At 62.6% G+C, this 18,184-nt stretch carries 14 protein-coding genes; 7 read left to right on the top strand and 7 right to left on the bottom strand.

The genetic code is table 11. The features are described from left to right. Positions 1-18: 18 nt before the first annotated feature. Genes ELS24_RS13355 through ELS24_RS13370 form a run of 4 tightly spaced genes read left to right on the top strand, consistent with a single transcriptional unit; the run spans position 19 to position 4,130 of the window. Complete coding sequence (locus ELS24_RS13355; RefSeq protein WP_198158159.1) at positions 19-1,113, top strand: amino acid ABC transporter substrate-binding protein; 1,095 nt, start codon at positions 19-21, stop codon at positions 1,111-1,113. Between the two features lie 25 nt (positions 1,114-1,138). After that, positions 1,139-2,281, top strand: a complete 1,143-nt coding sequence (locus ELS24_RS13360; protein WP_127184376.1) for an amino acid ABC transporter permease — start codon at positions 1,139-1,141, stop codon at positions 2,279-2,281. Next, positions 2,278-3,372, top strand: coding sequence for an amino acid ABC transporter permease (locus ELS24_RS13365; RefSeq protein WP_164741248.1), 1,095 nt, complete (start codon positions 2,278-2,280; stop codon positions 3,370-3,372). Before ELS24_RS13360 ends, ELS24_RS13365 begins: the two co-directional genes overlap by 4 nt. A 50-nt stretch (positions 3,373-3,422) precedes the next feature. Beyond that, on the top strand, positions 3,423-4,130 hold the full coding sequence (locus ELS24_RS13370) for an amino acid ABC transporter ATP-binding protein (RefSeq protein WP_269747731.1): 708 nt from the start codon (positions 3,423-3,425) through the stop codon (positions 4,128-4,130). A gap of 81 nt (positions 4,131-4,211) precedes the next feature. On the opposite strand, the gene zigA is transcribed toward ELS24_RS13370, so the two are convergent. From zigA to ELS24_RS13385, 3 genes are all read right to left on the bottom strand, one after another. Then, a complete protein-coding gene (zigA, locus tag ELS24_RS13375) occupies positions 4,212-5,426 on the bottom strand; it encodes a zinc metallochaperone GTPase ZigA (protein ID WP_127184377.1) in 1,215 nt (404 codons plus the stop codon). A gap of 193 nt (positions 5,427-5,619) precedes the next feature. Beyond that, the gene (locus tag ELS24_RS13380; RefSeq protein WP_127184378.1) at positions 5,620-6,840 is read right to left on the bottom strand and encodes a M20 aminoacylase family protein; all 1,221 of its coding nucleotides are present in this window, start codon (positions 6,838-6,840) and stop codon (positions 5,620-5,622) included. A gap of 58 nt (positions 6,841-6,898) precedes the next feature. Beyond that, positions 6,899-7,882, bottom strand: a complete 984-nt coding sequence (locus ELS24_RS13385) for a Bug family tripartite tricarboxylate transporter substrate binding protein (protein WP_050446467.1) — start codon at positions 7,880-7,882, stop codon at positions 6,899-6,901. Between the two features lie 108 nt (positions 7,883-7,990). Between ELS24_RS13385 and ELS24_RS13390 the strand changes: the two genes are divergently transcribed. Further along, entirely contained in the window at positions 7,991-8,950 is a 960-nt protein-coding gene (locus tag ELS24_RS13390; protein ID WP_050446466.1) for a LysR family transcriptional regulator, read from the top strand. A 26-nt stretch (positions 8,951-8,976) separates the two neighbouring features. On the opposite strand, the gene ELS24_RS13395 is transcribed toward ELS24_RS13390, so the two are convergent. Further along, positions 8,977-9,507: a GNAT family N-acetyltransferase gene (locus ELS24_RS13395; RefSeq protein WP_127184379.1), complete on the bottom strand. Its 531-nt coding sequence runs from the start codon at positions 9,505-9,507 to the stop codon at positions 8,977-8,979. A gap of 126 nt (positions 9,508-9,633) precedes the next feature. Between ELS24_RS13395 and ELS24_RS13400 the strand changes: the two genes are divergently transcribed. After that, complete coding sequence (locus ELS24_RS13400) at positions 9,634-9,894, top strand: hypothetical protein (RefSeq protein ID WP_127184380.1); 261 nt, start codon at positions 9,634-9,636, stop codon at positions 9,892-9,894. Between the two features lie 71 nt (positions 9,895-9,965). Here ELS24_RS13400 and ELS24_RS13405 read toward each other — a convergent pair whose 3' ends face one another. Both ELS24_RS13405 and ELS24_RS13410 read right to left on the bottom strand, forming a co-directional pair. Continuing rightward, positions 9,966-11,999, bottom strand: coding sequence for an alkyl/aryl-sulfatase (locus tag ELS24_RS13405; RefSeq protein WP_050446463.1), 2,034 nt, complete (start codon positions 11,997-11,999; stop codon positions 9,966-9,968). Between the two features lie 313 nt (positions 12,000-12,312). Then, positions 12,313-13,569 carry a hypothetical protein gene (locus tag ELS24_RS13410; RefSeq protein ID WP_127184381.1) on the bottom strand — a complete coding sequence of 419 codons (1,257 nt, stop codon included), beginning with the start codon at positions 13,567-13,569 and terminating at the stop codon, positions 12,313-12,315. A 104-nt stretch (positions 13,570-13,673) separates the two neighbouring features. Here ELS24_RS13410 and ELS24_RS13415 point away from each other — a divergent pair, with 104 nt between their 5' ends. Continuing rightward, entirely contained in the window at positions 13,674-15,428 is a 1,755-nt protein-coding gene (locus tag ELS24_RS13415) for a mechanosensitive ion channel family protein (RefSeq protein ID WP_232312014.1), read from the top strand. Between the two features lie 44 nt (positions 15,429-15,472). On the opposite strand, the gene ELS24_RS13420 is transcribed toward ELS24_RS13415, so the two are convergent. Continuing rightward, the gene (locus ELS24_RS13420) at positions 15,473-18,148 is read right to left on the bottom strand and encodes a beta-eliminating lyase-related protein (protein ID WP_232312013.1); all 2,676 of its coding nucleotides are present in this window, start codon (positions 18,146-18,148) and stop codon (positions 15,473-15,475) included. Positions 18,149-18,184 lie beyond the last annotated feature (36 nt).

Here is an 18,184-nt window from a genome sequence, read left to right on the forward strand (position 1 = left end):
ATTGCAAGGGGAATTGCCATGTACCGTATCCGTACCCTGTCGCGCGCGCTCATCCTGGGCGCCGCCGCCATGCTGCCCGCCCTGGCCGGCGCGCAAAATGCCACGCCCGCCACACCCACCGCCACACCCGCCGCCTCGCCGGTGGTCTCCGCGCCCAGCAACAGCCCGACCGTGGACCAGATCCGCGCCCGTGGCTATGTGATCTGCGGATCGGGCCACGGCACCACCGGCTTTTCGGCGCCAGACAAAGACGGCAACTGGAAGGGGCTGGACGTGGAAACCTGCCGCGCCATCGCGATTGCCGTGCTGGGTGACGGCACCAAGGTGCGCTTCGTGCCGTTGACCGGCCAGCAGCGTCTGACCGCATTGCAGACGGGCCAGATCGACGTGCTGCCGCGCACCACCTCGTGGACCTTGCGGCGCGATGCCAACGGCATCAACTTCACCTATCCCAATTACTACGAGTACGACGCCTTCATGGTGCGCAAGGACCTGGGTATCACGCACACCAAGGACATGCAGGGCGCCACCATCTGCGTGCAGACCGGATCGACCAACGAAGTGACGGTGGCCGACCTGTCGCGCAAATTCAAGCTGGGCCTGAAGACCGTGTTGTTCGACAACGTGGCCGCTTCGCGTCAGGCCTTTTTCACGGGCCGCTGCGATGGCTTGATCACGGACTCGTCGGCGCTGGCGGCGGTGCGCGCCACGCAGGCGCAGAACCCGGACGACTACGTCATCTTTCCGGCCAGCGGCAACAGCGAGGCCCTGACACCCGCGGTGCGCCATGGCGATGACCGCTGGTTCGACATCGTCAAGTTCGTGGTCCAGGTGCCGATCGCGGCCGAAGACATGGGCATCACGCAGGCCAACGTGGACGACATGCTCAAGTCGGGCGATCCGCGCATTGCCCGCTTCCTGGGCGTAGAACCGGGCAACGGCAAGGCGCTGGGGCTGGACGAACGCTGGGCCTACAACATCGTCAAGGCGCAGGGCAACTACGGCGAGATGTTCGAACGCAACGTCGGCAAGAACAGCCCGTTGAAGCTTGAGCGCGGCCTGAACCGGCTGTATCGCGATGGCGGTCTGATGTACCCCTACGTTTTCAACTGACCCGAGTGCCGGGCGGGGCTGATTCATGTTTAAGCGACTTTGGTACGACGCGCGCGCGCGGTCCGTGCTGGCGCAGGTGCTCATTGCCTGCGTCTTCTTCGGCACGCTGTCTTGGCTGGTGTGGAACGCGCACGCCAACCTGACCCAGCGCGGCATCACCACCGGTTTTGGGTATCTGGGGGATGCGGCGCGCTTCCCGGTGTCGGAAAGCCTGCTGGCTTACCGGCCCACCGACAGTTATGGGCGCGCGTTTGTCGTCGGGCTGGTCAACACGCTGTATATCTCGGCGCTGGTGATCGTGGCCTCGACGGTGCTGGGGTTCCTGCTGGCGCTGGCGCGCCGCAGCCGGCATCCGCTGGTGCATGGCATCGCCACGCTCTATCTGGAAATCACGCGCAACACGCCGTTGGTGGTGCAACTGCTGTTCTGGTATAGCCTGGTCACCATCAATCTGCCCTCGCCGCGGCAAGCGCTCAACCCGATGCCCGGCGTATTCCTGTCGATTCGTGGCCTGTTCTTTCCCAGCGTGCAGTCGCAGGGCGATTGGCTGCCGTTGTTGTGCGTGCTGTTGGCGGCGCTGCTGGCGTGGTGGGGCTTGCGCCCGCTGCGCAAGCAGCGTCCGGCCCTGCCGCTGGGCCGCATCCTGCTCGTCGTGACGGCGCTGGCTAGTGTGGCGGCCTGGCAGTGTGGCGGCCTGACCTTGAGCAGCACCGCGCCGCAACTACGCGGGCTGAACTTCGTCGGCGGCACCGCGCTGACTCCCGAATTCACCGCGCTGCTGGTCGGCCTGACGTTGTATTCGGCGGCCTTTTCGGGCGAGATCATCCGTGGCGGAATCGAGGCCGTCGCGCAAGGGCAATGGGAGGCGGCGCAGTCGCTTGGGCTGCGCCCCTGGACCACGCTGCGCCACGTGATCGTGCCGCAATCGCTGCGCGTGATCGTGCCGCCCATGACCAGCCAGTACCTGTCTATCGTGAAGAACACCACGCTGGCGCTGGCGGTGGGATATCCGGACCTGTCGTTCGTGATCACCACCACCATCAACCAGACCGGGCAGGCCATCGAAGGGCTGGCGATTCTGATGGGCGTGTATCTGTGCATCAGCCTGAGCGTGTCGCTCTGCATGAATCTCTACAACCGGCGCATCCTGCGGACAGAACGCAAATGAATACGACCGTGATCTCTACAGATATGCCGTCCCGGCCCGCGCCGGTGGATCGCCGGGCGGGCGTGGCCCAGCGCCTGTTTGGCAATATTCCCAGCAGTATCGCCACCGTGTTGGCATTGGGCCTGGCGCTCTATGCCATGGGGCGGTTCATTGATTGGTCGCTGTTGAACGCCGTGTGGCCGGGCGAACCCGGCGCCATGTGCCGGCAGGCCAGCGGGGCGTGCTGGGCGTTCCTGGCCGAAAAGCTGAATCAGATTCTGTTCGGCATTTATCCGCGCGCCGAGCAATGGCGGCCAGCCGTGGTGTGCGTGGCCATTCTGGCCATGGTGGTCGTGTCGCTCGACCCGCGCCAATGGCGGCTGCGCACGGTCGGGCTGTGGCTGGCGGGGATGGCCGGCGCGTTGGCGCTGATGCTGGGCGGTTGGGCGGGGCTGACCCAAGTGCCCACCGCGTCGTGGGGCGGCCTGCCCGTGACGCTGCTGCTGGCGGTGTGCGCGCTGGGGTTGGGCATGCCGCTGGGCATCCTGCTGGCATTGGCGCGGCGCGGGTCGCTGCCGATGGCGCGCTTCATCGCCACATGCGTCATCGAACTGATCCGTGGCCTGCCGTTGATCAGCCTGTTGTTCATGGCGTCCATCGTGCTGCCCATCATGCTGCCGGCCGGCATGACCATCGACAGCCTGCTGCGCGCCGGCATTGCGCTGACGATTTTCTCGGCCGCCTATCTGGCCGAGGTGATCCGTGGCGGCTTGCAGTCGCTACCCGCGGGGCAGATGGAAGCCTCGCGCGCGCTGGGCCTGTCGTGGTGGCAGATGACGCGGCTGGTGGTGTTGCCGCAGGCCATGCGCAAGGTGATTGCGCCGCTTACCAATACCGCCATCGTGATGATCAAGAACACCAGCCTGGTGCTGATCGTGGGCTTGTTCGACCTGCTCAGTTCGGGGCGTGCCGCCTTGACGGATCCGGCCTGGCCCACGCCCTATGTAGAGACCTATCTCTTTATCGCGGGCATTTATTTCTGCATCTGCTTCGGCCTGTCGCGCTATTCGATGTGGCTGGAGCATCGCTTCAAAAAAGGGGAACTGCGTTGAACCAACAACAAGGCGGCGCGGCTGCGCCGATGGCAGTGAGCATTGCCGGCATGAGCAAATGGTATGGCGATTTTCAGGTGCTGCATGACATAGACCTGCAAGTGGCCGCTGGTGAACGCCTGGTGATCTGCGGGCCATCGGGCTCGGGCAAGTCCACGATGATCCGCTGCATTAATCGGCTGGAACGCCATCAGGAAGGCAGCATCGTGGTCAACGGCGTGGCGCTGGCCGACGACCTGCGCGCCATTGACGAGGTGCGGGCGGATGCAGGCATGGTGTTCCAGCACTTCAATCTGTTTCCGCATCTGACCGTGCTGGAAAACTGCATCCTGGCGCCCATGCACGTCAAGCGCATGGCGCGCGCGCAGGCCGCCGAACTGGCGCTGCAATACCTGGCGCGGGTGCGAATCCTGGACCAGGCGGACAAGTATCCCGGCCAGTTGTCCGGCGGCCAACAACAGCGCGCGGCCATCGCGCGCTCGTTGTGCATGCAGCCCCGCATCATGCTGTTTGACGAGCCCACGTCCGCCCTGGATCCGGAAATGGTCAAAGAGGTGCTCGACACCATGACTGCGCTGGCCGACGACGGCATGACCATGCTGTGCGTCACGCACGAAATGGGTTTTGCGCGCAGCGTGGCCGACCGGGTCGTGTTCATGGATGGTGGCCGCATCCTGGAGTCGGCCGCGCCGGACGCTTTCTTCGACCGGCCTCGGCATGAACGCACGCGCGCATTTCTTGAGCGCATCCTGCATTGAGCAAAGGCAAGGCTGGCCTTTGAGGACGCAGTGTCGCGTCCTTGATCACGGCATTCGATGAAGTATTTGCGGGTTGCAGGCTCAAGGCCAGTTCTGAAAGGGGTTTTTCCAGGTCTTCCACACCAGCGGGCCCAGGGCCATTTCGTCGTCGGTCAGCAGACAGGCATTGAGCTTGGCGCGTAGCGCCGGCTCATCCATGTCGATACCGATCAGCACGATTTCCTGGCGCGCATCGCCCACGCCGTCCGCCCATTTTTGCCGGATCATGGCGGCTGCCTCGGGATCATCCGGCCACTGTTCGGGCGGCATCGCCGCCCACCAATAGCCGGCCGCGCCGTGGCGGGCGACGGCGCCAGCCTGCGACCAGGAACCCGCCATTTCAGGGTGGCTGGCCAACCAGAAGTAACCCTTGGAACGCACAACCCCCGGCCATTCGCTTTCGACACAGGCCAAGAAGCGCTCGGGATGCAAGGGCCGCCGCGCCTGATAGACAAAGCTGCGGATGCCATATTCTTCCGTCTCGGGGGTGTGCTGGCCGCGTAGCTCGCGCAGCCAGCCTGGCGCTTCGGACGCTTGCGCAAAGTCGAACAGCCCCGTCTCCAGCACCCGGTCCAGTGGCAGCTTGCCGAACTCGGCAACTTCAATGCGGGCGCGTGGGTTCAGGGTGCGCAAGATCGCCATCAGGCGCTCGCGCTCGTCAGCCGAAACCAGATCGACCTTGTTCAGCACGATGACGTCGCAGAACTCAACCTGCTCGATCAGCAGGTCGACCACCGTGCGCTCGTCGTCTTCGCCCAGCGACTCGCCGCGTTTTTGCAGGCTGTCTTGCGAGCTGTAGTCACGCAGGAAGTTGAAGGCGTCCACCACGGTCACCATCGTGTCCAGGCGGACCACTTCGCTCAGGCTGCGGCCATCTTCGCCTTCAAAGGTGAAGGTCTCGGCAACCGGCAGTGGCTCGGAAATGCCGGTGGATTCGATGACCAGGTGGTCGAAACGCCCGTCGCGAGCCAAGCGCTCGACTTCTATCAACAGGTCTTCGCGCAAGGTGCAGCAGATGCAGCCGTTGCTCATTTCGACCAGCTTCTCGTCGGTGCGCGAGAGCGCCGCACCGCCTTCGCGCACCAGCGCGGCGTCGATGTTGACCTCGGACATATCGTTGACGATCACGGCCACGCGCCGACCTTCACGATTGTTGAGGATATGGTTCAGCAGCGTGGTTTTTCCGGCGCCGAGAAAGCCGGACAGGACAGTGACGGGCAGCTTGTTCTGGGTAGAGAGTGAGGTGTCTGTTTTCATCGCGCGAGTGCATGGGGCGGTAAAGGGAAGGGCTACGGGAAAGGGCCGCTCCAACTCGGCAGGGATTCTAATTCAAAACGTTATAACATAACAATATCTGCACGAAGATGCCTTTCGTTGTTCAGGAATTGGGGATAAGCGCGGCCGGTGAGCGGCGTCTTGCGCAGCCCCCACCGTTACCGCGTTGACCGCTTCAGCCTTCGTCCCGCGCCAGGAACCGCTGCGCCAGCCGCACGAAATACGCCGCGCCCAGGGGGATGGCGTCGTCGTTGAAGTCATACGACGGGTTGTGCAAGCGGCAAGGCCCGGGGCCGTGCCCTGGCTCCCGATGCGCACCGGCGCCGTTGCCCAGCAGCACATAACAGCCCGGCCTTTCGGCCAGCATGAACGAGAAATCCTCGGACCCCATCAGCCGGGCCATGTTGTCCGACACGCGGTCCGCGCCGGCCACTTCGCGCATGACGTCCACCGCAAAGCGCGTCTGTTCCTCGTCGTTCACCAGCGACGGGTAGCAGCGTTCGAACGTTAGCGTTGCCGTGCAGCCGAAGGTGGTGGCGGCGCCGTCTGTAATTTCACCGATGCGCCGTTCGATCATGTCCAGTGTGTCGTCGCGGTGGGTCCGCACCGTGCCGCCCAACCACGCCTGCTGCGGGATGACGTTGACCGCGTCGCCGCCGTGGATCTGCGTGACGGACAACACCGCCGGTTCGTCGGGCGCGCGATTGCGCGAGATGACGGTTTGCAGCGCCAGAAGGATGTGGCCCGCGCAGACTAGCGGGTCGACGCTCAGCTCGGGCTGCGAGGCGTGGGCGCCCTTGCCGGCGATGTCGATGCGAAAGCGGTTGCTGGACCCCATGAACGGCCCAGCGCGCACGCCCAGGCTGCCCACGGGCAGGTCGGGCCAGTTATGCAACGCGAAGACGGCATCGCAGGGAAAGCGCTGGAACAGGCCGTCTTCGATCATGGCGCGCGCACCCGCCTGGCCGCCTTCCTCGGCGGGCTGGAAGATGCAGTGGATGGTGCCGTCGAAATCGGCGTGGTGCGCCAAGTACCAGGCGGTGGCAAGCAGGATGGCGGTGTGGCCGTCGTGGCCGCAGGCGTGCATGCGGTTGTCGTGTTGCGACTTGTGCGCGAAGGCATTGGCTTCGGGCATGGCCAACGCGTCCATGTCGGCGCGCAGGCCAATGTGACGGGAACCCGTGCCGCGTGTCAGCGTGCCGACCACGCCGGTGCCGCCGATGCCCGTCGTCACCTGCCAACCCCAGGCTGTCAGCTCGCGCGCCACCAACGAGGCGGTGCGATGTTCTTCAAAGCCGATTTCCGGATGCGCGTGCAGATCACGGCGGATGTCGCGAAACGCGGGGGTGGCGCTGATTGTTTTCAGAATGTCTTGAATGTCGCGATGCGGGTTCATTCGGGTCCTTAGGGATTCAGGGGGCTTGCCGCAACCGGCTTGCTCCAACGGCCTGGCCTCAGGGCTGCGTCGGCAGGTTCAAGGCGCGCAGGGCGGTAAGGTCGTCACGGATGCGGGCGTCGAAGCTGGCCTTGTCGTAGGCGGTTGCCGACACCATGCCCATGGACAGCACGCGCTCGCGCACCTCGGGCTTGTCCAGCACGGCGGCCAGCGCCTCGCGCACCCGTTGCAGGCGCTCGGGCGGCACGCCCTTGGGCGCCAGCACGCCCACCCAACCCACCATCTCCATGCCTTGCACGCTTTTGCTTTCATTGATGGTGGCCAGGTCGGGGTAGGCCGCCAGACGCTCACGGCTGATGACGCCCAAGGACTTGATGCGGCCTTGCTGCAAGTGCGGCAGCGCGGTGGGCGGGGCCATCACCGCCATGTCGATCTGGCCGCCCAGCAGGTCGTTGACCAGCGGCGCCGCGCCCTTGTAGGGCACGTGCAGCATTTTCGTGTCAGTGCGCCGTTGCAGGTCTTCGACCACCACCTGCTGGAACGTGCCTTGGCCCGGGCTGCCGTAGCTCAGGCTTTCGGGGTTGGTGCGCAGCGCCTGCACCACGTCATCGATATTCGATTGCGGCAAGTCCTTGCGCGCCACCAGAATCAGCGGCGAGGTGAACACCAGGGAAACCGGTTCGAAATTGTCGGTGCCGTAACGCAGGTTGGGGTTCAGCATCGGCTGCAAAACCACGTCGTTGATGCTGCCGGCCAGCAGCGTCGTGCCGTCCGCCTTGGCCTGCGCCACGCGGCCAGCCCCGATTGCACCGCTGGCGCCGCCCACGTTCTCGATGACGACCGTCTGGCCCAGCCGTTCGCTCAGTTGCGGCGAAATTGCCCGCATCACGGCGTCGATCGACCCGCCCGCCGGGAAGGGGATGACGATGGTCACCGGCCTGTCGGGCCAGGTTTGCGCCTGAACGGGCGCGGTCGTAGTACCCAATACCAGCGCGGCGGACAGCACCGCGCGCGTGCGCGCACGACGAAGGAAATGCAGCATGTGGAACCCCTTGTGTTGTTGGTGTCAGGCTGCTATTGCGCCCTGAATAGCTATACTTGAACAGTGAAATATCAGGCATAGATATGCCGTTTTGGAATAGATAAGCCCATGTCCACCGCCATCCCAAGCAGCCCCTCGTCGGCCGCAACCCTGTTGAACCGCCTGCTCGCGCGCACGCGCTTGCGGCATTTGCAGTTGATCGTGCTGGTGGCGGAACTGGGTAGCGTGCAGCACGCGGCGGCGCAGATCGGCCTGAGCCAGTCGGCCGCCACCAAAATGGTGCTGGAGGTAGAGCGCGTGCTTGAAGCCCGCTTGTTCGAACGGCATGCGCGCGGCATGCGGCCCACCTTTGCCTGCCGGGATTTGCTGCCCTTGCTGCGCAACGTCATGAACAGCCTGACGGGCTGCGCCGAATCATTGGCGGCGGCGGGGGCGGGCTTTGACGGTACGGTGCGCGTGGGCGCAATCACCGCCGGCGTCACGGGCGTGATCAACCCGGCGCTGCCGGCGTTCTTTGCCAGCCAGCCGCAGGTGCGGTTGGAATTGTTTGAAGATGCGCTGCCCGTGCTGCTGGGGCGCTATGCGGACGGCGAGCTGGACTTCCTGGTCACGCGCGAACCCGCGCAACTGGCGCCGGATTCTCAGTTCCAGGCCTTGCTGGCCGACGTCTGCGTGGTGGCTTCAGGCCCCGGGCATCCGCTGGTAGGGCGCCGCAATCTGCAAGCCGCCGACCTGCTGCGCTTTCCCTGGGCCAGTCCGCCGCTGGACAGCCAGACCTATCGCGCGTTCGAAGCCTTGTTTGCCGCATGCGGCGAACTGCCCGCCCAGCAGCCGCTTAGTACGCGGTCATTTGCAACCATGGTGCATTACCTGGGCGCCAGCCAGGCCTTGATGATGGGCCCCTTGAGTTTCGTGCGCGAAGGGCTGGACGCCGGCACACTGGTGCGGCTGGACTGCACGCTTGCCGAATCGCTGCCGCCCTTGGGGTTGGTCAGCCGTGTTGAACCCCGTAACCGCAGCGTGGCGGCCTTTCAGGCGCACCTGCTGGATGCGCAGGCGGTAGCCTGACGCCCGGAAAAACCCGCTGTTGCGGGCTAGGGCACAAGCGAGAACATTGCCGCCGACACCGGCCGCCCATGCAACTGGAGCCGGTTCCTGGCCTTGCCTTCAAATTGCGCGCCGATTTTCCTAGCCAGCGCCTCGCTTGCCGTGTTGCCTTCGGCAATGACGATCTCAACGCGTTGCATGCCCAAGGTGTTGAAGGCATAGGGCAGCATCGCCTGCACCGTGCGCAACGCCACCCCGCGTCGTTGCGCGGACTGTCGTACCCAGTAGCCAAGATTGCAAAACAGATGTTGATGATTGATCGAATTCAGGCCCACGCCGCCCATCAGCTTGCCTGACGCTTGGGCGAACACGCCGAATTCGTAGCCAGCCTGGGAACTGCGGCCGCTACGGCACAGCTCAAACCAGTCCAGCGCATTCTGCTCGGAAAACGTAGACGTACACCACGGCATCCACCTGCCTACGGTATCGACGGATTCGCGCGCGGCGTTCGCGAACGCTTCGGCGTCGTCATCAAGGAACTCTCGGATAACCAGGCCTTCGAAAATGAGGGGCTGCATGGATCTGATCTTGAGTCGGGGGCAGGGTGAATACTATCAAGCCGTCCCGCATTGCGAGTAAGGTTACGGAATCAAGGCCTGGCTTGTCCGGCATGTGGGCCTGTGCCATCAGCGGAAACTGAATTCATGAAGATAACTCGTTTAGCACTGCGCCTGGCGCTTGCCACGGCCGCGTGCGCATCGATTGCCGCCTGCGCGGGCAGTCAACCCCAGTCGACCGATATGGACTATCAAAGCCGGCCGCCTTCCTCGGCGCAAGGCCAGAGCAGCAACCCCGGCACCCCAGGCTCGTCAGGCCAACGCTTGACCATACAGTCTGGCGAAGGCGAAAGGTTGAACCTGCCCTGGTTCATCCAGGACACGAAGGACTGGGTCAACAGCAACTGACCGCAATCCGGGGGAGGGACTGCGAGGCCGACGCTTCTTCACGTCGGCCCCGTTCACGCCAAATGCCCTTGCTACGGCGTGACGATGTTGAACCAGAATTCAAAGTCATCCAACGAGCCGAACACGTCGTTCAGCTTTGACTGATCGCCGGTGATCTTGACGTCGCCCTTGGCCATGGCGTCCTTCAAGGTCGTCTGCTTCAACATGATGTCGTTCAAGGTGTTTCGCGTGAGCGATACGCTGGCGCTAGGCTCTTTCGCCGGCTTGCCCTCGGTGTGGTTGAGCACGCTATTCACCATTTCAAGCGTGTATTGCTGCTTGGTGTCGGTGAAGTCCACATTCAGGACGACGTGCTTGCCGGCGGCTTTCTCGCGATTCAATCGGACGGCGAAATAGTCGAAGAGCATGTCCAGCGTCATGGCGCGCACTGTGTCGGGGCTGGCGGTGTCGGGCACGGGCAGCTTCTTCACGCCTTCACGAAGCTCCTTGGCGCCTGTCAGATAGAAATTGCGCCACGGACCGCTTTCGGCCTGATAGCCCATCTGCTCCAGCGCGTCGGCCTGAAGGTCGCGCGCGGCCTGGTTCTTCGGGTCGGCAAAGACCGCGTAATTGACCACTTCGGCTACCCAGCGGTAATCCCCCTTGGCGTAATACTCGCGCGCCTTCTTCAGCAAGGCGTCGGTTCCGCCCATCATGTCGACGTAGCGCTTTGCGCCTTGTTCGATAGGCAGCGTATGCAGGGTAGCGGGGTTGCCATTGAACCAGCCCAGATAAAGCACATACGTGGCGCGCACGTTGTGGTTCAAAGACCCGTAATAGCCCCGGTTCGAGAACTTGTCGGCGATGCTCTTCGGCAGCTTTACCTGCTCGGCAATCTCCTCTTTGTTGTAGCCCATGTTGGCCAGCCGCAACGTCTCGTCGTTGATGTACCGGTACATGTCGCGCTGCATGCCGATCTGTTCCTGGACCGCCTTCTTGCCCCACACCGGCCAGTGATGCATGGCGTACATGACTTCCACATCATCACCCCACAGCGCCAGGGCTTCGTTCAAATACTTAGACCACGCCAGCGGGTCGCGAATCTTGGCGCCGCGCAGGGAATACGTGTTGTGCAGCGTATGGGTGGAGTCCTCCGCCGTATTCAGCGCCTTCTTTTCCTTGATGTAGTACAGCATTTCGGCGGGGGCTTCGCTGCCCGGCGCGTACAGGAACTGATACGTCAGGCCGTCGATGGTGCGCGTTTCACCGGTCTTTTCAATGATGTCCGTCGGCGCGATCAAGGTGACGGTCCCGGCGGACGTGGTGGTGCCCAGGCCCGCGCCTACCTGGCCCGTCGGGCTGGGCGGCAGCAGGTTTCCGTACATGTAGCTGGCGCGCCGGCTCATTGCCGTACCCGCCATGACGTTTTCAGCCACGGCGTGTTCAAGAAAGCCCAGGGGCGCATAGATCTTGACCTTGCCGGCCTTGACGTCCGCCTCGTCCACCACGCCGCGCACTCCGCCGTAGTGATCCACATGGCTATGGGTGTAGATGACCGCCACCACCGGCTTCTTTGGCCGATGCTGATAATAAAGATCCAGCGCCGCCTTGGCGGTTTCGGTAGAAATCAGCGGGTCCATGATCGTCAGGCCTTCCTTGCCTTCCACGATCGTCATATTGGACAGATCCAGATTGCGAACCTGGTAAATGCCATCCGTGACTTGGAACAGGCCTGAGATATTCAAAAGCTGCGATTGCCGCCACAGACTGGGGTTGACGGTGTCCGGGGCGTCCGAGCCTTCTTTAATGAAGTTGTATTTGGTGGGGTCCCATACCAGATTGCCTTGCTCGCCCTTGATCATGGCAGCGGGCAGTGGGGCGATGAAACCCTTATGCGCAAGTTCGAAAGACGTCTTGTCTGAAAATGGCAGCTCTTTCAGCAGCGCGGCATTTGCCTGCTTGGTGGCGTCTTCGGCAGGTTTGGGCGCCTGTTGCGCCCAGGCCGAACTTGCGGTGGCAAAAAATAGTGCCGCCAAGGTGGCGGACGCCAAGCGGCCGCGCTTGAGCGGGCTGCCGACATGAGGGGAGTTTGACCAGGGGGCGTTCGTACCGCGAGTGGGCTTCATGTTGACGATTTCTCCATACATTGACGGGCTGGGCCAGCGTCGTAAACGAGGTTCTATCGGGCAATAAAGTCACGCAACTACGGAGTGGAAATCAGCAGCCCCTGGCAGAGGAAAACGCAATGGCAATATGACGAAACTAATTGTTTCGAGTGATGGAGAAGGGGCATCTGCTAATCAATACAGTTTCGTAGCCTACATAAAAAAGCGCTCGCGGAATATAAAAATCTGATCAATGCAGTCATCGCGGCATCACGGTGACGCGGGTTGCCGCGCCCCCGGAGTTACCCCGAAATCACCCGTAGTTGCCCCCGACTTATCCCGGCCTACGCGGCGTGATCAGCTTGATCTCATCCACCTGGCTGGCATAGCTGGCGCCTTGCAGCAGCAGCACCGTTTGCGGGTTGCCGTTGCGGCGGTCCAGCCATTGCGACAGGGTGCCCGGTGTTTTCTTGCGAAACTGGATGTCGTAGTCGGCCGCCGCGTTGTCGTAGGGCAGGCGCACGTCTATCCAGCTTTCGCCCAGCAGGCGGTTGACGGTGCGGCGGCTGTCGCCCACCTTCAGGCCCACGATGCTGCCCTTGAACGGTGCGCGCACGGTAATGGAATCGACCTGGCCGGCGAAGCTGAACATCAGTTCAATGCCGCGCTCGGGAAAGTCAAGCTTGGTCTTGCCGGACTTGCCTGCTGGCTCGGGCATGCGGGTGGTGCCGAAGGCGGTCTGCACCTGGGCAATCGTGTCGCCCAGCCACACGCCCAGTCCGTTCGTGGTGAGCGCATCGTCGCCCGCGCCGGCGGGCTTGTCGCCGAAGCGCTCGCGGTAGGCGGCGGTTTGCACGGCCAGGTTGGCACGGTCGCGCAGCACGTCGCCAGCCAGCCAGTTCGTCATGAAGTCGCGCATCTGCGCGCCTTGGCAATCAAAGCGATCCGACGCATTTCGCGCCGCCAACTTCTGGGCGTTGGCGATGTACGTCTTGTCTTGTTCGTTCAGCAGTGCCGGGATCTCGTCCAGCACAAAGCGCTTGCCTGGGTTGTTGCACTTTTCGGCATACAGGTTGTACAGCGTGCCATTTGCGTGAATGCGGGCCAGTGACGTGGTGATGTCGTCTTGCAGCAGTACCTGGCTGACGGTCGCCGCGCGCTGTTCGGTGCGCGCGCGCATTTCCTTGTCTAGCTCGTTTGCCAGTGATTGCGGACGCGGTTCGCTCGGGCCGAAGAGCCTGGCTTGCAACTCCTGGATCGACTGGCCGACATTGACGTTGTAGAGACCCGCGGATTGGCCAATCTGGAACACGCACAGCAAAGCCGCCGCAACGCACAGCACGGAGCGTGCCCACCACCGCGACGGCTCGCCATACGAGCCGTCGTTCTTCAGCATTTTTACCGCCATGACCAGACCGGCGATGGCCAGGACCAAACCCAGGATATTGAAGCTGGAATCTTGCACCTTGATGCCGTTCACCGAGGCCTGCTGGGTGGTGCCCAGAAATAGCCAGAAAGGCAGCATGCCCAAGAGCAGGGCGAACAACGGGCGCCGCAGTCGGTGCCATAGGCCGGGTGTGTGCTGACTCATATCGCAGGGTCTCTCTATTTTGGTTTCGAGGACCCGCATTATTAACTGTTTTTGCGCGTCGATAGCGCTAAGATCAAACTGCTTGAATCAGCCGGCGGGCGATCGTGCCCGCCAAGAGAATCGTCGCTTACGGGCGGACGAATACAGCGATATCGGCAAGAGAGGACACCATGACTAGAACCATTCAAGTCTCCATCCTTGCCGCGCTGCTGTTGTTGATGATGATGACTCCGCTTCGCGCGGCGACGGATGATGGGCGTCCGGGAGCGTCCTCTTCTCTTGAAGTAACGCTTGAAACCGCCCCGGTAGAGATCGATGGCCAAGTGCTGTTCAAGGTGCGCGGGCTGTCCTCTTTTCCAGCTGAGAAGCGCGCCGAGACCATCAGGGAAAGAATCGAGAGCGTGGCGGCCCAGGCCACGTTTCCCAGCGGCGACCTGCGAACCGAGGTCATAGAGAACGGCACGGTAATCAGGGCAGGCGGGAACCCCTTGATGCTCGTCACCGACGCGGATGCTCAACTTGAGCAGACCACGCGCGACAGTCTTGCGGCGCTGCACCTGTTGCGTATTCAACGCGCCATTGACGATTTCCGGCAGGCGCGCAAACCCGACACGCTGCTGAAGGCGGGGCTGTATAGCGCCGGGGCCACCGTCTTGCTGGCGCTGGGAATTGCCATTCTGCTGATGCTCAACCGGTGGCTGGACAAGGCGGTGTCCAAGCTGTTGAAGAGCCGAGTCCGTTCGGTCGACATCCAGTCGTTTGAAATCCTGCGTATGGATACCATCTGGAAAGCGATGCATGGCCTGGTGCTGGCGGTTGGCGCGGTGACCATCGTCGTATCCGTGTATGCCTACCTGCAATACGTGCTGGCGCTGTTTCCCTGGACTCGCGCTATCTCGAATGACCTGTTCGATCTGGCCGCGGGCGCCGGCGAAAGGTTGGGTAAATCCCTGGCGGCCGTGATTCCCGATCTGGTCATTCTTGTCCTCATCTATTACCTGGCACGGTTCGTCCTGCGGCGAGTCAGGAAATTCTTCGAGGCGGTGGACCAGCGCCGCGTGGCATTTACCCAGTTCGAGGCGGAATGGGCGCTTCCGACTTACAAGCTGGTGCGGGTGTTGATTCTGGCATTCGCCTTTATCGTGGCGTACCCCTACATTCCCGGCTCCGAAACGCCGGCCTTCAAAGGCATTTCCATCTTCATCGGCCTGGTGGTGTCGCTAGGATCGTCAACCGCGATTTCGAATTTCATCGCCGGGTATCTGATGACGTATCGCAGGGTCTTCAAGGTGGGTGACCGCGTCAAGGTGGGGGAGGTGATTGGTGAGGTCGTTGCCGTTCGCCTGCAAGTGACCCATCTTCGAACGAACAAGAATGAGGAAATCACGATTCCGAATTCTCAGATCCTGAATAGCGACGTCACCAACTACAGTTCCCTGGCCAGCACCAAAGGGTTGATTCTGCATACCTCTGTCGGTATCGGTTATCAAACCCCATGGCGGCAGGTGGAAGCGATGTTGTGCACGGCGGGGCAGCGGACGGCGGGCGTTCTCACCGAGCCGGGACCATTCGTGCTGCTGACCAAGCTGGGCGACTTCGCGGTGACTTATGAATTGAACGTTTATATCCGCGACACGCAACGAATCGCCAAGACCTATGCCGAACTGCACCGCCACATCCTGGATGTCTTCAACGAATACGGCGTGCAGATCATGACGCCGGCCTACGAAGGCGACCCCGACCAACCGAAGGTGGTGGCGCCGGAGCGGTGGTATACGGCTCCGGCGACTGCTGGGACGCCCGCCACGCCTGCGACTCCCCCGACGCCCGCCGCGTCGAACCCCGGCGCCGAGCGTTGATCCGCGAGCGAATCCCATGCACCCGGCGCTTGCGCTGACGGCCGTTATTGACCGCTTGCCGGTCGAGGCTTGATGGCCGCCGGCTTGATCAGCTTGATGCCCCGTGCGGCGTTATAGCCATGGATCTCTTTCACATCCAGCTTGCGCATGAATTCGATGGTGTCGGCGTCGATGATCTGGCCGGGCACCATGATGGGAAACCCGGGCGGGTACGGAATCACGAAGTTCGCCGACACCAGCTCAGGGCCGTTGGCCAGGCGGTCATCCAGCGCTGCCGCCGACAGCGGGATGTACTCGCATTCGTCTTCGTTATAGGCCGCGAAGAAGGCAGTGCGTATGTCCCCTTCGGAGGTGGCGCTGGATGAATTGTCGCGGTACCCGTCGTGAAAGCGACTGAAGTTGGGCAAGTTGGGAACGTCTTCCATCAGGCTACGCACTTTCGCCGCGAACGCCGCTTGCTCGGCTTCACCCCCTTCCTTGAGCCTGGCTTCGATCGACCCGGAAATTTCAAGCAGCACCTTGATCAGCGCCGCGACGTCGCTGCGCGTGTTGTTGATATTGCTTTGCAGCAGCACGCTGTTGCGCGAGGTCTTGTTCAGCTGGATGTTGTAGGTGGACGCCAACAGGTTCTTGAAGGCGGTGCCGTCGTACCCCGCCGTGCCGCACACCAGCGTCATGCGGGTGGGGTCCAGGCAGAATTCATCATTCTTCAGGGCTTGCACCGCCGTCAGCCAGTTCATCCCGGGCGCCAGGTAATCCGAGAATCCTGAAGGGCGGAACTCGTCCGGAATCATCTTGTTGGCGCCCAGCACGCTGAAGTACTTCGAGATGATCGGGTGCTTGGCGATTTCACGGCGAATGGCCAGCGCAACCTCGATGGCGCGCATGACCAGTTCGTATCCCTCAAGCTCCATCTGCCGGCGCGCGACATCCAGCGACGCGATGATCTGCGCATTGGGCGATGTGGACGCATGGATGAACACGGCTTCGTGAAACGCCGAAATGTGGTGTTCGTAATCTTCGTCGCGCACGGCCACGAGCGACCCCTGGCGCAGGCTGGACATGGATTTATGCACGGAATCGGTTTCGTACACCCGCACGCGCATGGTCTTGGGATTCGGCACCAACTGCCGGTCCAGCAAGCGCGCGTCCTTCGGGTCCAGATCTTCTCCCAGTTCCTGGGCCTGTTCCTCCCAGGCTTGCAGGGCAGCAGGGTCATCACGCCACTGTTCCAGTGCGGCCGCCGCGCCCATGGCGGTGCGCGGGCGCAGGAAGGGCGACCAACGCGCAAAGCCGAACCACGCTTCATCCCAAAGAAAGATCAGGTCTGGCTTGATGGCCAGGCATTCCATCATTACCTGGCGGGTGTTGTAGATGTGCCCGTCAAACGTGCAGTTGGTCAACGTCACCATGGCGACCTTGTCCAGCCTGCCTTCGGCCTTCAAGCCCAGCAGTGCCTGTTTGATGGTGCGTAGCGGCACGGCCCCGTACATCGAGTATTCGGTCATGGGATAGGCTTCCACGTACAGGGGCTGCGCCCCGGACAGCACCATTCCATAGTGATGTGACTTATGGCAGTTGCGGTCGACGATGACGATGTCGCCCGGTTTGGTCACCGCCTGGTAAACCATCTTGTTCGACGTCGACGTTCCGTTGGTCACGAAGAACACATGATCCGCACCCACCGCGCGCGCGAACTTCTCTTGGGCGGTCTTGATGTTGCCCGTGGGTTCCAGCATGCTGTCCAGCCCCCCCGTCGTGGCGGACGTCTCGGCCAGGAACAGGTTCAGGCCGTAGAACTCCCCAAAGTCCCGCACCCAGTTCGACTTGATGATGGACTTTCCGCGTGCAATCGGAAGCGCGTGGAAGGTGCTGATCGGCCTTAGTGCGTAGTGCTTCAGGTTGTCGAAGTATGGGGTTGTCTGGCGCTCGCGCACGCCTTCCAGAATGCTCAGGTGTACTTCGATGGGTTCCTCGGCCTCGTAGAACAGGCGGCGGATCGACGAGGCCGCGGGGTCGCCCGCCAGCTGTTCAACCTTGCGGTCCGTCAGCATGTAGATATCCAGCTCTGGCCTGATGTTGGCGATGATGCGCGCCAGCCTGACGCCTATCCCGGCCGGCGCCTGGGAGGTATCCAGGCGCCGGTAGACGTCCAGGAAATGCTTCAGCAGCGGCACATCGTGCGCCGACGACATGGAAATGCCGTCATAGATCACGACGGCCTCGATTTTTCCGTTCAATATCGTGGCCAGGATGGCGTCTTCAAAACTGCCCACCAGCACCGGTTCATACACCAGGCCGTCGTCGGCACGCCGCAAGTGACGCAGTTCGTGGCATATCGCCGCCGAGCGCGCCGCCGACATCGGCGACACCAGCAGCACTTCAAAGTACGGCGGCCGGGCGGCTTGCCCGCCCAAGCCGGGCAGCAGGTGCTCTTGCGCGTCAGAGGACGATTCATCCGTCGCCGTCCATTCACTGTCGTGGTAGCGATAGCTGCCCGACAGCAAGGCATTGCTCATGCGAAGAATCAGGCGCGCCGTGCCCATGGCGTCGTGGTCCGCCAGGCGTTCTTCCAGGGCGCGCAGCAGAGGCGTGCCCGGATACGCGAAGTAGCTTTCCATGGGCAGCAATTCGGCCAGCGCCTCTTGCACGGCGGCGGCTCCGGCGTGGCCTTTGCCGCCGCGCGCGTCGCCCGCCCAGGCTTGTGCCTTTGCATTCATATCGCGCCACCTGTCCAAACGCGCGGCGGAGTTTGA

This window comes from Achromobacter spanius, from assembly GCF_003994415.1.
Classification (GTDB): domain Bacteria; phylum Pseudomonadota; class Gammaproteobacteria; order Burkholderiales; family Burkholderiaceae_B; genus Achromobacter; species Achromobacter spanius_C.

Excerpts from the sequence above, each read along its gene's own strand:
- ELS24_RS13355 (WP_198158159.1), top strand. The coding sequence starts at position 19 with ATGTACCGTATCCGTACCCTGTCGCGCGCGCTCATCCTGGGCGCCGCC.
- ELS24_RS13360 (WP_127184376.1), top strand. The coding sequence starts at position 1,139 with ATGTTTAAGCGACTTTGGTACGACGCGCGCGCGCGGTCCGTGCTGGCG.
- ELS24_RS13365 (WP_164741248.1), top strand. The coding sequence starts at position 2,278 with ATGAATACGACCGTGATCTCTACAGATATGCCGTCCCGGCCCGCGCCG.
- ELS24_RS13370 (WP_269747731.1), top strand. The coding sequence starts at position 3,423 with ATGAGCAAATGGTATGGCGATTTTCAGGTGCTGCATGACATAGACCTG.
- zigA (WP_127184377.1), bottom strand. The coding sequence starts at position 5,426 with ATGAAAACAGACACCTCACTCTCTACCCAGAACAAGCTGCCCGTCACT.
- ELS24_RS13380 (WP_127184378.1), bottom strand. The coding sequence starts at position 6,840 with ATGAACCCGCATCGCGACATTCAAGACATTCTGAAAACAATCAGCGCC.
- ELS24_RS13385 (WP_050446467.1), bottom strand. The coding sequence starts at position 7,882 with ATGCTGCATTTCCTTCGTCGTGCGCGCACGCGCGCGGTGCTGTCCGCC.
- ELS24_RS13390 (WP_050446466.1), top strand. The coding sequence starts at position 7,991 with ATGTCCACCGCCATCCCAAGCAGCCCCTCGTCGGCCGCAACCCTGTTG.
- ELS24_RS13395 (WP_127184379.1), bottom strand. The coding sequence starts at position 9,507 with ATGCAGCCCCTCATTTTCGAAGGCCTGGTTATCCGAGAGTTCCTTGAT.
- ELS24_RS13400 (WP_127184380.1), top strand. The coding sequence starts at position 9,634 with ATGAAGATAACTCGTTTAGCACTGCGCCTGGCGCTTGCCACGGCCGCG.
- ELS24_RS13405 (WP_050446463.1), bottom strand. The coding sequence starts at position 11,999 with ATGAAGCCCACTCGCGGTACGAACGCCCCCTGGTCAAACTCCCCTCAT.
- ELS24_RS13410 (WP_127184381.1), bottom strand. The coding sequence starts at position 13,569 with ATGAGTCAGCACACACCCGGCCTATGGCACCGACTGCGGCGCCCGTTG.
- ELS24_RS13420 (WP_232312013.1), bottom strand. The coding sequence starts at position 18,148 with ATGAATGCAAAGGCACAAGCCTGGGCGGGCGACGCGCGCGGCGGCAAA.